15 protein-coding genes are annotated in these 14,553 nt (G+C 64.3%); 9 read left to right on the plus strand and 6 right to left on the minus strand.

Going from position 1 to position 14,553, the window contains the following annotated elements:
• Window positions 1–24 precede the first annotated feature (24 nt).
• From ACH2DW_RS00210 to ACH2DW_RS00230, 5 genes are read left to right on the plus strand one after another with little or no spacing between them, the layout of a single operon-like run.
• On the plus strand, window positions 25–1,980 hold the full coding sequence (locus ACH2DW_RS00210; RefSeq protein WP_394927687.1) for a 1-deoxy-D-xylulose-5-phosphate synthase: 1,956 nt from the start codon (window positions 25–27) through the stop codon (window positions 1,978–1,980).
• 3 nt (window positions 1,981–1,983) lie between these two features.
• Window positions 1,984–3,021 carry a GNAT family N-acetyltransferase gene (locus tag ACH2DW_RS00215; RefSeq protein ID WP_394927688.1) on the plus strand — a complete coding sequence of 346 codons (1,038 nt, stop codon included), beginning with the start codon at window positions 1,984–1,986 and terminating at the stop codon, window positions 3,019–3,021.
• On the plus strand, window positions 3,018–3,671 hold the full coding sequence (locus ACH2DW_RS00220) for a trypsin-like peptidase domain-containing protein (protein ID WP_394927689.1): 654 nt from the start codon (window positions 3,018–3,020) through the stop codon (window positions 3,669–3,671). Before ACH2DW_RS00215 ends, ACH2DW_RS00220 begins: the two co-directional genes overlap by 4 nt.
• Before the next feature lie 18 nt (window positions 3,672–3,689).
• Window positions 3,690–4,532: an enoyl-CoA hydratase/isomerase family protein gene (locus ACH2DW_RS00225; protein WP_394927690.1), complete on the plus strand. Its 843-nt coding sequence runs from the start codon at window positions 3,690–3,692 to the stop codon at window positions 4,530–4,532.
• Window positions 4,529–5,320: an inositol monophosphatase family protein gene (locus ACH2DW_RS00230; protein ID WP_394927691.1), complete on the plus strand. Its 792-nt coding sequence runs from the start codon at window positions 4,529–4,531 to the stop codon at window positions 5,318–5,320. The genes ACH2DW_RS00225 and ACH2DW_RS00230 overlap by 4 nt, the downstream gene beginning before the upstream one ends.
• Before the next feature lie 232 nt (window positions 5,321–5,552).
• Here the strand turns inward: ACH2DW_RS00230 and ACH2DW_RS00235 are convergent, their stop codons facing one another.
• A complete protein-coding gene (locus ACH2DW_RS00235) occupies window positions 5,553–6,392 on the minus strand; it encodes a hypothetical protein (RefSeq protein ID WP_394927692.1) in 840 nt (279 codons plus the stop codon).
• A gap of 58 nt (window positions 6,393–6,450) precedes the next feature.
• On the opposite strand from ACH2DW_RS00235, the gene ACH2DW_RS00240 reads away from it, so the two are divergent.
• Window positions 6,451–7,623 (plus strand): trans-sulfuration enzyme family protein, encoded by a 1,173-nt coding sequence (locus tag ACH2DW_RS00240; protein ID WP_394927693.1) that lies wholly within the window; start codon window positions 6,451–6,453, stop codon window positions 7,621–7,623.
• A gap of 195 nt (window positions 7,624–7,818) precedes the next feature.
• On the opposite strand, the gene ACH2DW_RS00245 is transcribed toward ACH2DW_RS00240, so the two are convergent.
• Entirely contained in the window at window positions 7,819–8,709 is an 891-nt protein-coding gene (locus tag ACH2DW_RS00245) for a cation diffusion facilitator family transporter (RefSeq protein WP_394927694.1), read from the minus strand.
• Between the two features lie 54 nt (window positions 8,710–8,763).
• On the opposite strand from ACH2DW_RS00245, the gene ACH2DW_RS00250 reads away from it, so the two are divergent.
• Window positions 8,764–9,057, plus strand: a complete 294-nt coding sequence (locus ACH2DW_RS00250; RefSeq protein WP_394927695.1) for a GNAT family N-acetyltransferase — start codon at window positions 8,764–8,766, stop codon at window positions 9,055–9,057.
• Window positions 9,058–9,072: 15 nt separating this feature from the next.
• On the opposite strand, the gene ACH2DW_RS00255 is transcribed toward ACH2DW_RS00250, so the two are convergent.
• Both ACH2DW_RS00255 and ACH2DW_RS00260 read right to left on the minus strand, forming a co-directional pair.
• Entirely contained in the window at window positions 9,073–10,167 is a 1,095-nt protein-coding gene (locus tag ACH2DW_RS00255) for an aminotransferase class V-fold PLP-dependent enzyme (RefSeq protein ID WP_394927696.1), read from the minus strand.
• A complete protein-coding gene (locus ACH2DW_RS00260) occupies window positions 10,164–11,369 on the minus strand; it encodes a monodechloroaminopyrrolnitrin synthase PrnB family protein (RefSeq protein WP_394927697.1) in 1,206 nt (401 codons plus the stop codon). The genes ACH2DW_RS00255 and ACH2DW_RS00260 overlap by 4 nt, the downstream gene beginning before the upstream one ends.
• Before the next feature lie 74 nt (window positions 11,370–11,443).
• On the opposite strand from ACH2DW_RS00260, the gene ACH2DW_RS00265 reads away from it, so the two are divergent.
• On the plus strand, window positions 11,444–12,076 hold the full coding sequence (locus ACH2DW_RS00265; RefSeq protein WP_394927698.1) for a TetR/AcrR family transcriptional regulator: 633 nt from the start codon (window positions 11,444–11,446) through the stop codon (window positions 12,074–12,076).
• Here ACH2DW_RS00265 and ACH2DW_RS00270 read toward each other — a convergent pair.
• Window positions 12,039–12,836: an agmatinase family protein gene (locus ACH2DW_RS00270; protein WP_394927699.1), complete on the minus strand. Its 798-nt coding sequence runs from the start codon at window positions 12,834–12,836 to the stop codon at window positions 12,039–12,041. The genes ACH2DW_RS00265 and ACH2DW_RS00270 overlap by 38 nt on opposite strands.
• Before the next feature lie 32 nt (window positions 12,837–12,868).
• On the opposite strand from ACH2DW_RS00270, the gene ACH2DW_RS00275 reads away from it, so the two are divergent.
• Entirely contained in the window at window positions 12,869–13,915 is a 1,047-nt protein-coding gene (locus ACH2DW_RS00275) for an alcohol dehydrogenase family protein (RefSeq protein ID WP_394927818.1), read from the plus strand.
• Here the strand turns inward: ACH2DW_RS00275 and ACH2DW_RS00280 are convergent.
• A complete protein-coding gene (locus ACH2DW_RS00280) occupies window positions 13,906–14,550 on the minus strand; it encodes a NifU family protein (RefSeq protein WP_394927700.1) in 645 nt (214 codons plus the stop codon). The two genes, ACH2DW_RS00275 and ACH2DW_RS00280, sit on opposite strands and share 10 nt — an antisense overlap.
• Between the last annotated feature and the right edge of the window lie 3 nt (window positions 14,551–14,553).

The raw sequence follows: 14,553 nt of genomic DNA on the forward strand, positions 1-14,553 counted from the left end.
CACGAGCGAGATATCGTCAGGGGCGTGACTCTCGAACAGGTCAACTCTCCAGAGGACCTGCGCGGGCTGTCCTACCCTGAACTCGATGACCTCGCGGGCGAGATTCGCGACTTCATCGTGAGCGCCGTCTCCGAAAACGCTGGCCACCTCGGGTCCAACCTGGGTGCCGTCGAACTCACGCTCGCCCTCCATCGAGTGTTCGAGTCACCGACCGATGCCATCTTGTGGGACACCGGCCACCAGGCCTATACCCACAAGATCGTCACGGGGCGCCAGAAACAGTTCGAGCAGTTACGTCAGGCCGGCGGCCTCTCCGGGTATCCGAGCCGCGAAGAATCCGAGCACGACTACGTCGAGAACAGTCACGCCTCCACGATCCTTTCCTACGCCTATGGCATGTCGGTCGCTCGCGATGCAGGCACCGATCCGCACCGACACATCGTTGCGGTTATCGGCGACGGTTCGATGACCGGCGGGATGGCCTACGAGGCGATCAACAACATCGGTCATGGCAAGAAGCGCGTGATCATCATTCTGAACGACAACGGTCGGTCGTACGCACCCACCGTGTCGAATCTGTCGGCCAACGTGCAGGGCCATGACGAGCGAGCTTCTCACCCCACGGCGCAGGTCGAACCTGCCTCATTCACTGATCGCGTCACCGGCAAGCTGAGCCATGCGCTGACCGATATCCGACTCAACCCGGTGTACGTCCGACGCCAGCGACGCCTCGAGAGCTATCTGCACAGCCTGCCACTCGTCGGCAATCAGGCAGGGTCGGCAATGGATGCATTCAAGGCAGGCGTGCGTGAGTTCCTCCAGCCGCCATCATTCTTCGAAGCGCTCGGCGTGCGTTATGTCGGCCCGTTCGACGGGCACAACATCGAAGAGATGGAGCACGCGCTCCACAACGCGATCGAACTGAGCGACGAGGGGCCAATCCTCGTGCACATGCTCACCCAGAAGGGTCGCGGCTACTCCCCCGCCGAAGACGACGACGAAAAACACCTGCATGATGCCCCGGTCTTCGATCCAGCGGTCGGCCCGCCAAAGGCAGTCACCACCGGCTATACCCAGGCCTTTGCCGAGGCAATCGTCAAGGAGGGCGAGGCGGACTCGCGACTCGTCGCGATCACCGCTGCAATGCCCGGACCCACGGGGCTGATCCCGTTTCAAGAACGGTTTCCCGATCGGTTCTTCGACGTCGGTATCGCCGAGCAGCATGCGGTCACGGGTGCGGCCGGGATGGCGATGGGCGGCCTCCGTCCGGTCGTTGCTGTCTACTCCACGTTCCTCAATCGGGCCTGGGACCAGGTCGTGTACGACGTGGCACTGCATCGTCTGCCCGTCATTTTCTGCCTCGACCGCGCCGGCATCACCGGTCCTGACGGTGCCAGCCACCACGGCGTGTACGACATGGCGCTGATGTCGAAGGTGCCGGGCATGCGGGTCTTCGCTCCGTCGAGCGCACAGGAGCTCGCGCAAATGCTGCACGATGCGGTCGATTTGGTCGACGAGGGACCTATTGCGATCCGCTACGCACGCGGCGCGGCGCGACAGGTCGGCGAACACGAAGTCGGCGAGGGTTTCCATGCTCGGCACGTGGTGTCGTCCGACGATGCCGAGGTCTGCATTATCGCCGTTGGCAAGATGCTGGAAATTGCCGAGCAGGCTGCGGCCAAACTCGCCGAGGCGGGTACCACCGCGAACGTCTGGGATGCTCGCTGCTGTGCCCCGCTCGACCCCACGATGATCGCTGCCGCTGCTACGCACCGTCGCGTCGTCACGATCGAAGACGGCATCCGAGCTGGCGGCATCGGTATGGCGATTGCCGACGAGGTCACCACCATTGCCCCATCAACGGTCGTCAACGTGATCGGCATCCCGACCAAATTCATCCAGCACGATCCGAAGTCGAACAACATCCACGCGAAGTTCGGCCTCGACGTTGCCGGAATTGTCGCCGCCGCGACGCAGTAGGACATGGCCTTCGAGCCCATCACGACCGAACGACTTCTGCTCCGTCCACCTCGACTGAGCGACGCGGCCGCGCTTGCCGAGCGGCGAAGCAACGCGCTGGTCGCCGAGTACCAGAATTGGGTGCCGCCATATCCGCTGGAGCAAGCCGAGGACATGCTCGCTGGGCTCACGAAGTTGGATGGCCCAGTCAGCAACAGCTGGTGGATGCTCACGATCGCCGATCCGCATGACACCGCGATCTTCGGGGACCTGGCAATCCATCCCACCTTCGAGGGGCGTTCGATCGAGATCGGCTACACCCTGAACCCATCGGCCTGGGGCCGCGGCTACGCGACCGAGGCAGTCGATGCCTTGGTAGAACGTCTGTGGTCCGACGACCAGGTGACCCGAATCTCGGCCATGTTGCACCCGGACAACGTGGGATCTGCACAGGTACTCGAACGCACTGGCTTCCGATGTGAAGGACACACGCGACTCTCCTACTGGGTTGGCGACGACAACTCCGATGACCTGCTCTACGGGATGACTCGCAACGACCGAGCGGATTGGCTGACTCGCCCCCGGAACACGCCCACTGACGTCCGCCTCGTCCACGTCGACGCCGACAACGTGCACAGCCTCCGCAAGCTGGAGCCTCATCGATCGCAGCAACGCTTCGTTTCATCGATGGCGACGTCGCTTGCTGACGCGCTGCGTCCCGAGGTCCACAACGGCGGACTCACCGTCGCCTTGCCGTTCGGGATCGAGGCTGACGGCGAACTCGTCGGATTCGTCATGATCACCGCGATCACCGAGCACCATCCCGACCCGGAGTTGTGGCGATTGCTCATCGACCGCCGACACCAGCGACGCGGTATCGGACGACTGGCTCTCGATGCAGTCGTCGAAGAGTGTCGGGCAATGTCCGCCGCTGCGCTCCAGACGCACTGGTGCGAAGGCCGCGGCTCACCGCGCCCGTTCTACGAGCAGTACGGATTCGTACCGAACGGCAAGATCGTCAACGGCGAGACCGAAGCGGTCCTGCCCCTCGAGGTCACGTGAGACGCCTCGCCCTCCTGGCGCTGGCTGGCACAACGGCACTCACTGCCTGTGACACTCCTGCCCAGGACACCAACGCGTCGACCGTTGGCATCCTCGCCACCGGGTGCGGGCCAAGCGCCAACGCCGGGAGCGGCGTCGTGGTGGGCGCACCCGGCCAGATCGTCACCGTGGCGCACACCGTGGCCGGAGCGACCACCATCACCATCGTCGATGCTGCCGGCGTCGAGTGGCCTGCGCAACTCATGACCCTCGATGCATCTGCGGATCTTGCAGTCCTCTCCGTTCCCGGCCTCGATGCCCCGCCGCTGGCGACCGGCGACGTCGCGCTCGGCGCTGCCACCGCTCACCGGTGGTCACTCGACGCCGGCGTCAGCGGCCAAGCCGTGGACGTGACCACGCGCTTGGCCATCACCATCGACGACATCTATGGCGAACAGTCAGCGCAGCGGAGCGGGATCGAGATCTCCGGCGACATCGAAGTTGGAGACTCAGGCGGCCCCGTCGTGGCGAAGGATGGGACCGTGATGGGCATCGTGTATGCGCGCTCTCGAACGCGAGCCGGCACCGGGTTCGCCACCGATGCCACCGAGATCCAGCGCGTGCTTGCTCTGACCTCGGACGCCCCCGCGAGCACTGGCCGTTGCGTCTGATCTCGTAACGTGCCCATCGTGACCACCGACATCGACCTCTCGATCTACGAGCAGTACACCCGCCTGCGATTTGAACAGCCCGCCGACGCAGATGGCGTGCTGTTGATCACCCTCGACGACCCAGAAAAGTACAACGCCACCGACGGCGCGATGCACTTGCAACTCTCTCGGGTGTTCCGGACGATCGACGACGACGAGTCGGTGCGTGCCGTGATCGTCACCGGCGCCGGCAAAGCGTTCTCGGCCGGCGGCGACCTCGACTGGATCAGCGAACAGGTCGGCGATTACGCACAGACCATCCGTGTCATGCGCGAAGCCGGAGACATCGTGCGCACGATGATCGACTGTGACACGCCGATTGTCTCGGCCATCAATGGCGTCGCCGTCGGAGCCGGACTCGCTGTCGCGCTGATGGCCGACGTCAGCATCATCAACGAGACAGCCAAGTTGACCGATGGCCACATTCGCCTCGGCGTTGGCGCCGGCGACCATGCGGTGGCGATCTGGCCACTGCTCTGCGGGATGGCGAAGGCGAAGTACTACCTGCTCACCGCCGACTTTCTCGATGGCGCCGAGGCTGAACGCATCGGTCTGGTCTCCAAGGCCGTCCCAGCCGACGAAGTGTTCGACACAGCGCTCGGTGTCGCCCGAAAGCTCGCCGCCGGGCCGGTCGACGCCACTCGGATGACCAAACGTGCGCTGAACCATTGGATCCGCCAAGCGTTACCGAACTTCGAGGCATCCCTCGCCTACGAAATGCTCAACTTCCTCGGGCCCGACGCCGCTGAGGGTCTCGCTGCGCTGAAAGAGAAACGCGCACCCGACTTCCATCGAGCGGTCGACGCCGATTCCAACTCGTGAGCGATCTGGATCTTCAGGCCGACCTCAAGTTGGCGCTCGACGTCGCCGACGTCGCCGACGCATTCACGCTGCCCCACTTCGTCGATCGCGACTTCACGGTCGATTGGAAGACCAACCAGACCGAAGTGACCGAGATCGACCGGCAAACCGAAACCTTGATCGTCAACTCGTTGGTCGCACAGCGACCGGATCACGGGACCTTCGGTGAAGAACACGGGCTCGGAGGCAACGAGACGTCGCTGTGGCGATGGGTGATCGACCCGATCGACGGCACCTCGGGATTCGTCCGCGGCATTCCCGTGTGGGCATCACTGATCGCGCTCACCCACGACGACATCCCCGTCCTTGGCGTCGTTTCGGCACCCGCTCTTGGGTTCCGATGGTGGGGTGGCGTGGGCCTCGGTGCTCACGTGTCCGTTCGTGGCGCCGAACGATCGATTTCCGTCTCAAGCGTCACTGCACTCGGAGATTCTCAGGTTTGCGTGACCCACAATGCTGGGTGGGATCGTCTCGGCCTCACCGAACGGCTCGTCTCGCTGCAGCAGCAGGCGCGCCGCTCGCGTGGACTCGGCGACTTCTGGCAGCACATGCTGGTCGCCGAAGGAGCGATGGACGTTGCCGTCGATGCGGTCGGCGTCGCCCCGTACGACCTTGCCGCCATCCAGCCCATCGTTGAAGCCGCCGGCGGGACCTTTACCGACCGCCACGGTGAGGCCACCCACCTCCACGACACCGCAATCAGCAGCAACGGCCACATGCATGACAAGGTCATCGCCCTCCTCAGCTGACCCTGCGCAGCCGCACGGCCATGGATGTACATGTCGACTCGGAGACCGCGGCACTTCGGTCGGTCATCGTCGGGTACCCCGACAAGTTTCTCGACGTTGAACCGAGATCGTCAATGAGACGCAACGCAGGTTCTACCACGGGCCCGAAGCGCCGACGAAGGAAGCAGTCACCGAGCAGCTCGATGGTTTCATCGCGGTGAGCACGTTCAGGAACGGCCCTGCCGGTTCTCCGTCAATCGGTGCCGTCGCGCACGTCGGCGACCGCCCGCCGAGCCCGCCGGGCAGCCCGACCGACCAGCCCCACGGGGCGTTCGCCACGATCGACTGCCGACAGTACGCGCACCAGCTCAAGTTCGACTTTGTCGGCGTGACGCGAGCCCGATCGCATCACCGAAAATCCACCAACGAGGAGCGGAACGGCGAGGAGCGGTCCTGCGACCATGGCACCGGCGGTCGCTCCCGCGACGCCGACGCCGACCCCGGCAACACCAGCCATGGACCCAGCACCGAGCCGGCGACGACGAGACCCCTCGCGAACGGCAATGAAGCGGACGAGTGTGCGCGGCGCCTCGTCGGACGCTCCCAGTTCCAGGGGCTGGACAGCGACGATGAGCCGTTCGACCGCTTTGATGTTGGCCTCGCCCGTCGCTCCTGCCATCGAACGCCCCGCAACGGCGGTGATGCCCGATCGGGGACGGCATTCGAGTTCGCCGTCGGCAGTTCGGATGCATCGCATGCGGTACGTCACCGCCAACCAGGCTTCTGCGTCGGCAACCGCCGCGTCAGGCTCGCGGCGCACCACGCGCTCAACGGCCACTGCGCCCGGCCCGGCCAGTCGGTCGAGTCGACCTCGTTCGGGCAGGTCGGCGTCGAATCGTTCGAGTGCCAGAGCATCTCGCACGCTGTCCGGATCGATGCCGACTTCGGCCGCTGCCTCGACGAGTGCCTGGCCGGAAACGCCCGCACCACTCACTACCGCGTCGGTGTCATCATCGACGCCGTGTTCCGTTGCAAGCCCTCGCGCTCGGCGCAGGACGCGACCCGCTTCGTCGGCGTCGAGTGGTGCGTCCACGTCGCCCATCGTAACGTCGACGAAAGTTGACCGCGCTGGTCGGGTATCGTGCTCCGCCATGGTGACCCCGCCCAAACAGTCCCCTGCTACGCAGGCCATCACGGCAGGGCGCGCGCACAGCGGGAAATCATTGGCCCCCGCCCTCTGGGCATCAAGCACCTGGGAGTCGGACGGACTCGACGACGCCAACCGACGGGCCACCTCGACTCGCCACAACGACTTCTACAGTCGGTATGCCAATCCCACGGTCGAGCAGTTCGAGCACGCTGTGGCCGAACTCGAAGGAGCCGAAGCCGCACTCGCATTCGGCTCAGGAATGGGCGCGATCGCCGCCACGGTCTTCGCACTCTGCGGAACCGGGAGCCACATCGTTGCCCAGCGGCAACTGTACGCAGGCACGCTTGCCTTCCTGCAGGGGCCGTGCCAACGCATGGGCATCGACGTGACGTTCATCGATGTCAGCACTCCGGGAGCATTTGCCGAGGCAGTGATTCCCGGTCGCACGATGCTCGTGATCGCGGAGTCACCCTCAAATCCGCGACTCGAACTCGCTGATCTCGACGAGCTCGGCAGTATTCGTGGGCCGTTGACGCTCGTCGACTCGACCTTTGCCACACCGCTCGGCCAACAGCCCCTCGCCCACGGCGTCGACATCTCGCTGCACTCCGCGACCAAAGGCATCGCCGGGCACAACGACGCCACGCTCGGGGTCATCGCCGGTGACTGCGATCTCCTCGACGACATCTGGGCCTATGCCGTCCTCCACGGCTCCACCCCTTCCCCGTTCGATGCGCTCAATGCACTACGCGGCATCCGCACGCTCGGGGTTCGCACTCGTCAGCAGAACGAGTCCGCCAGATCCGTCGCCGTGATGCTCGCCGATCACCCGATGGTCTCGGTCGTGCACTACCCCGGGCTGTCTGAACATCCGCAGCACGCTCTCGCGTCGCGACAACTCCTACAGTACGGCACGGTGCTCTCATTCGAGGTCGCAGACCGAGCTGCTGCTCAACGATTTCTTGCGTCGGTGCAGATCGCCCGGTGCGCCACTTCGCTCGGCGGGCCCGAGACACTCGTCTGCCACCCCGCGACCACGACCCATGCAAGCCTGACGCTGGACGAGCAGGTGACGACGAGAGTCACCGACGGGCTGATTCGCCTGTCGGTCGGCCTGGAGGAAACCGTCGACATCCTCGCCGACATCGAGCAGGCCCTCGCAGCACAGCCGTGACGACTCAGCTGCGAGCGATCAGGCGCCGGTGTCGGTGCCATCACTTCCGTCATGGCGAACCAGCACAGAGCCAACGGCACGTCGCCCGGTCCGCCCGCCTTGGCACTCCCACCCACTGACGATTTCTTCCTCGACACCACGGACGAACCAATCGCCGACATCGCACACCGATGCGGCTACTACGATCGGCGCGCGTCAGTGCGGGTGCACGTCGTCGGCGCAGTCATGGCATTCGAGCTGCAGCGTCGCGTGGCCGATCAGGTGCTGCTGTTCGAGCAGTGCACTCAGGCGTTCGACCGTGCCTTGCGCATCATGCACCGACCGCGCACCGTCGACGACGACGTGGGCGGTCACGCTGACGTCGCCGCCGCCGGTCGGTCGCACATGCACATGGTGCACGCTGCTGACCCCTGGCTCGGCGCACAGCGCGTCCACGATGTCGCTCGTCTCGAGATGCCGGGGCACACGATCGAGCAACAAGTGCGACGCCGACAGCAGAATCCCGCGGGTCGACCACAGCACAGCTGCCGAAAGAACAAGGGAGGCAACAGGATCGATCCATGCGGGGCCACCGATGGAGAGCAGCACCCCGGACACCACAACAACAACTGAGCCCGCAAGGTCGGTCAGCAGGTGGAGCCGGGCCGCCCGGAGCGAGATGTCGTCATGACCGTGCCCGTGGCCGACCAGCAAGACGCTCGCGCCGTTGACCGCGACGGCGATCGCGCCGATGACAATGACGCCCCCGCCGTTGACCTCCTCCGGTGCAAACAATCGGTTGACCGATTCCCAGATGATCCAGCCAACCGACACGAGGAGCAACAACGCGGAGACGAATCCGCCGAGCGCGTCCGACTTGCCAAGACCGTAGGTCCACTGGTCATCTGGCACGCGTCGGGCCACCCGGAGCGCAATCATCGCGGTGACCAGACCCAACGCATCGACTGCCTGGTGCGCTGCGTCGGCGAGCACCACGACTGAGCCAATCGCCAACCCGACCGCGACCTGGACGACCGCGAAGCCAACGTTGGCCACGGAGGCAACCGCCAGTCGCAGCACCGAGTTGCGTGGTCTATTCTCACTCATTGAGAATCAATGTAGCGGATGGGAATCGGACCGATCACCGTGCGACAATGAGGCATGAGCGAACATGAGCAACTTGAGGTCGTCGACCTCGGCGCCGGGCACCGTTACGAACTCCTCCTCGACGGCGAGCGCGTCGGGTCAGCCGACTACCGAGTGAGCGACGGCGTGATGACCATTCCTCACGTCGAGACCGAACCGGCCCACCGCGGCAAGGACTTCGCAGCCCGGCTGATGGCCAGCGTGCTCGACGATGTGCGAGCGCGCCAGCTCACGGTGCAACCCACATGCTCGTACGCCGCGGCCTACATGCGCCGTCGTCCCGAGACCCACGACCTGCTCGCGACCTGACCACGCGCCGGAACGTCAATGCCGCGCAAGCAGCGCTGCCACGAGTGTCTCGATGTCACCTTCGTTCGTATGAATGTGTGGCGATGCCCTGATCGCACCACGGCGTTGGTCGACGGCGATGCCCTGCCCCGACAGCACCTCGACAGCGCCTTCGCCAGCCCGGATGACGCACGTGCCACTGCGCCGTTCCGGCCGAACAGGACTGAGGACTCGATCACCCAGTGCGTCGACGAGCTGATCGACCATCGCCAGGTTGTGTTGCCGGATGACGTCGACACCGACGCTCCGGATCGCATCGATCGAGTGCCGTGCAATCACGAAAGGCAACACCGTGGGAGTGCCACCCCAGAATCGCAATGCGTCACCGGCGTAGCGAAAGTCGTGGATGTCGAACTCAAACGGGTCATCGTGAGAGAACCAACCGACGTCAACTGGCGCGCACCGCTCGATCAAGTCGGGGCGAACCCACAGCCACCCCGCACCGGGGCCGCCGCTCAGCCACTTGACGCAACTCCCCACAACAACATCGACATCCCAGGCTCCGACGTCGACAGGCAGCACACCCACCGATTGCGCGACGTCCACAATCGAGAGCACGCCCTGCCTGTGGGCAATGCCGGCGATGTCTGCCACGGGAATTTGTTCACCGGTGTTGGAGTGCACGTGCGTGATCAGCACGATGTCGACGTCGGCAGTCAGTGCTGACTTCCACACCGCTGGATCAGTTGCGTCGAGATCCGCTGCGATGTAGCGCACCACATAGCCGGCGTGCTCGCACACGTAGCCGAGTGACGGGAACGCGTCTTCGGTGAGCAGGATCGTCGGAGCATCAAACGACTGATGCAGCGCCCCGAGCATCTTCGACAAAGCGCTCGACACGTTGCTCTGGGGGCAGATCGACGCCGACTGGCCACCGATCAGCCGACTCAGGGTCTCTCTGAAGCCATCGATCGCTCCGAGCCACTGCGGCCACGCATGCGACGTGTCCGACTCCCAGACCTCAAAGTAGTCAGCGGCAGCGTCCCGCGCCCCGCGCGCTGGAAGCCCAATCGAGTGGCTCAGCAGGTAGATCCCCTCGTTGTCGACGAAGACGTCCGGCAACGCGATCACGTGCGAAGCGTGGCGCGCAACGTCGCGAGGTCATGATGCCGGGTGGGAAGATCATCACGATCGGCAGCGAGCCGGCGATCACGCAAACCTTCGAGAGCGCGCAGGAGGACGTCGAGTGGCGGGCCGCTGGCCGTGATGCCGTCAAGATGTTCGACGGGGATCCGCTCAGCGGGCCCTTTGATGAACCCGACAACGAGCTCGTCGTGATGATGCGCAGCGGCACGCCCGTGTGCTTCGCAGACCTCGAGGAACGTGGCGACATGACGCTGGAACCAGTCCTCTTTGGCGTGGTTGATCTGAGCGAGCAAACCATCGAGGAGGTTGGGATGGCGAAACGAGTCGTGGAGACGTCGCTGTTCATCGGGCGTCAGGTACGGGATCTTCTCAACGACGACCTGGCTGTACGCCAGGTCGGTGGGGCTGCACAACCCGAGCAACATGTCGATCTGGTTGAACGCCGCGAAGTCGCCCGCGTTGGCGCCGCGGTATTCCGTCGAACCCACGCGATAGGGCTTGTAGTACGGGCGTACCGAGAAGAAGAATTCATCCACGTCGAGGAGCGCACCAAGTTCGGTGTTCAACGCCAGCGCGTCTTCAAGCGCCCGCTTGGCGTCGCGCAGCAAGTCGTCCGCAGCGGGATGGGACACCCCCATCGGATGGATTCGGCCGAGTGCGTCAGCTGCACGCATGTACGCGAACGCCGAGCGCGTGTTGTAATCGAGAAAGATCTTTTCATCCCGTCCGTGCGTAAACGTTCGGTACACCCCGTTTACGGCCCGGTTGAAGGTTTCCATGTGGCTCGTGACGAAGCGGGGCACGGTGCCCACGCTGGCGCCAAGATGGAGGGCGAGGGCCGATGCCTCGACGAGGGGAGAAGTTCGCTCACGTGACGGCTCGGTGATCTCGTGGCGCCGACACGCTGCCATGTAGTAGCCGACGTTGCCGAGCAGCTCGAACGTCACGTCAAATCCCTCGTCGGTGTTGCCTTCCTCGATGAGCGGAATGATCAGCTCGCGTCCTTCATCAAGCAGGCACTGCTTCAGGGCGTCGCCGACCCCTTCGACGTTGGACCGATTCTGCTGACGTGCGTACAGCGTTTCAAGCTCGGTGTTGAGATCCGCGAACCTGCCCCGGATCCAGCGGTCGAATGCGGCGACCCGCGGCGTGGTCATCGAATGGGGCTGCGCATCGACCGTCGTCATCCCGGAAAGCGTACATGAGAATCTCCTCTCATCTCGGAGCGGCGGTGCGACAGCTGCCAGATATCGTCGAACGGGTGAGCGCCGACCCCCACGACCGGGACAACCTGGCCGCACTTGCCGGGCGATCGCCGTCGGAGCGCGCCGATACACGACGCACTCGCGAGCGACTGGTCCGCGCAGTGCACGCCTGGGTCCACGAACACGACGCTCCACCGACGCGACTTACGGACGTCGCATCGCTCGCCGGTGTTTCCACCGCCACGGCATACCGCCACTTCGCATCGGTCGACGATGTCATTCAGGCGGTCGTACTGCAACTCCCCATGCGGGCCGCTGAGCTGTTCGATTCGTCCGGCGGCGCAACGGACGACGAACTCGACTCGTTTGCTCGGTGGAATGAAAGTTGGATCAACGCATGCCTTGAACACGGTGCGCTTGCGATCCACCTTCGATCGTCCCGGGGATTTCTCCAGCGTCGCCGCGAGGGGGACCCGGTGATCGCATTTGCGTGCGCGCTGATCGAGCCGCTGCTCGACGCTCTCGACGGCGACACCCCGTTGATGTTGTTCACATGGAACGTCACCAGCGACCCGAGAGAAGTGCTTGATCTGCGTCGGATGGGCTGGGAGACCCGCCAGATCGCCGACTTTGTCACGCGTTCGGTGCTCGCTACGCCGAACGCAACATCGCCGCCGCGATCTCCTTGACGAGCTTCGCGCCGACCATCGCCGTCATCGCGACGAGATCTCGCGTCGGATTCAGTTCAACGACGTCGGCCCCGACGAGCGGGCCCGGGAGTGAGTCGATGATGTCGAGCACTTCACGAACCGTGAGTCCGCCGGGTTCGTGGTGCGAGACGCCCGGAGCGACCGACGGATCGAGGCCATCGAGGTCAATGGTGAGATAGATCGGCCCGGACAGTGTCGACGGATCGAACTCGCCGAGCTGGCGTGACGACAGCATGGTGACGCCCCACTTCGCCGCTTGCTCGCGCTGATGCGGTGTCGCAGTACGAATCCCGAGCTGCACCAGCGTGGTCATGCAGCCGGCCTCAAGCGCTCGGGCGAACGGTGATGCGTGGCTCAGCGGATTACCGTCGAGGTCGTCGTACAGGTCTGGGTGCGCGTCGATGTGGACAACGGTCAGATTGTCGTGTTGCGCCCGGAACGCACGCAGAATTGGGAAGGTGATCGAGTGGTCGCCCCCGAGCGTGATGATCTGGCGGCCGTCGTCGAGTTGCGCGGCGACCGCGGCGGTGATGGCGTCGGCGTCGGCATGGGATCCGCGCTCGTTGACAATGGCAACATCACCCACATCATCGAGCTGGTCGACGACCTCGACTGATGCTTCTGACGAGTGATTGCCGGACCCAGAATGCAGCGCGACACGAATCGCAGCCGGGCCGAGCGCAGGGCCCACCAGGTGTGACGAGTTCGCATCCAGCGGGACGCCCAGTAGCGAGATCATGCGCGCAGACTAACGTCCGGCTCGTGAGTCAAATGAGCGGTGTCGTGCTGACTGGACACGGCGGGCCCGAATGCCTCGAATGGCGCGACGACCTTCCCATGCCAGTTCCCGGACCCGGCGACGTCCTCATTCGCGTGGGCGCAGCAGGCGTCAACAACACCGACATCAACACGCGTGTCGAGTGGTACTCGAAGAGCAACACGGGCAAGGACGACGCAGGGTGGACCGGAGATGCGCTGTCGCTCCCCCGTATCCAGGGCATCGATGTCTGTGGCCGAATCGTGGCGGTGGGCGACGGAGTCGACCCAGCTCGCATCGGCGAGCGAGTGCTCGTCGAGCCATGCATCTGGGAAGCCAACGGACAGCCGTTGGCGAGTCCGTGGTTTCTTGGCTCCGAGTGTGACGGCGGCTTCGCCGAGTACACACGCATCGCCGCGCGTCATGCACATCGGGTCGACAGCGTGTTGAGCGACGTCGAGTTGGCATCCTTCCCGTGCTCGTACTCGACCGCCGAGAACATGTTGACGCGTGCCAACGTGCGGTCTGACGACACCATCCTCGTCACCGGAGCATCGGGCGGTGTCGGGTCGGCAACCGTACAACTGGCCAAGGCACGTGGCGCTCGAGTCATTGCGGTCACGAGCGCAGCCAAGCAGGAACAACTCATCGAACTTGGCGCTGATGTCACCGTTGAACGCGACGCCGACCTCATCGATGAGCTGGGTGTAAACAGCGTCGACATCGTCGTCGACCTTGTTGCGGGGCCGGCATGGCCATCCTTGCTCGAACTGCTCCGGCCCCGAGGACGCTATGCGGTGTCAGGAGCGATTGCCGGCCCAATGGTCGAACTTGACGTGCGCACGCTCTATTTGAAAGACCTGAGCTTCTTCGGATGCACAATGCTCGACGCCGGCGTCTTCAGCCGTCTCATCAAACGAATCGAATCTGGCCAGATCCGCCCCCTCGTCGCAGCGACGTACCCTCTCAGCAAAATCGGTGCAGCACAAGCAGCGTTTCAAGCCAAGACCCACGTCGGCAAGATCGTCTTGCACGTCGCTGAGGGACGCCCTCAGGAGTAGAAGGGGGATTCGCCTGTGGTGTGATCGGTGAGGTCTTTCACCCGTTCGACCGCAGGCAACGCCTCGACGAGCATGGTCTGCACACCGTCGAGCATCGTCATCTTGCTCATCGAGCAACCGTGACAACCGCCCCCCATCGTGAGGAACGCCGTCCCCTCACCGTCATGACCGATGTAGGTGACGAAACCGCCATGCGCCGCAAGCGCCGGGTTGACCTCGGTCGCGACGAGTGCCTCGATCTCAGCTGAGAGCTCGTCGTCATTCGTCAAACCCTCGACACTTGGCGCTTCGGGCTTGTTCGGATTGCGAATGACGAGGCCCTGTGTCGTGGTGTAGTCGAGCGTCGCGCCAGTGAGCAGTTCCAAATCGGTTCCGGGAATGATCACCTTGAGACCGTCGTGTGTGCGCACTTCGTCGTCGAACGCCGCAGTGAGAAACTCTTCGAACGAGAGGTCGTAGCGGAAATCTTCGCCGGCAGCTGACGCAATACCGAGGCGCAGACCGAGCTGCTCGCCGTCGGCTTCGTCGTCACGCAGTTCGGTGAGATGTTCGAGCGCTTCGGGCGTGACCGTGACGATCGGTTCGCTGGTGCGGCTTGCACCACTGTCGCCGGCAAGGGCTTCGAGGGGACTCATGTC

Source organism: uncultured Ilumatobacter sp., from assembly GCF_963980585.1.
GTDB lineage: Bacteria > Actinomycetota > Acidimicrobiia > Acidimicrobiales > Ilumatobacteraceae > Ilumatobacter_A.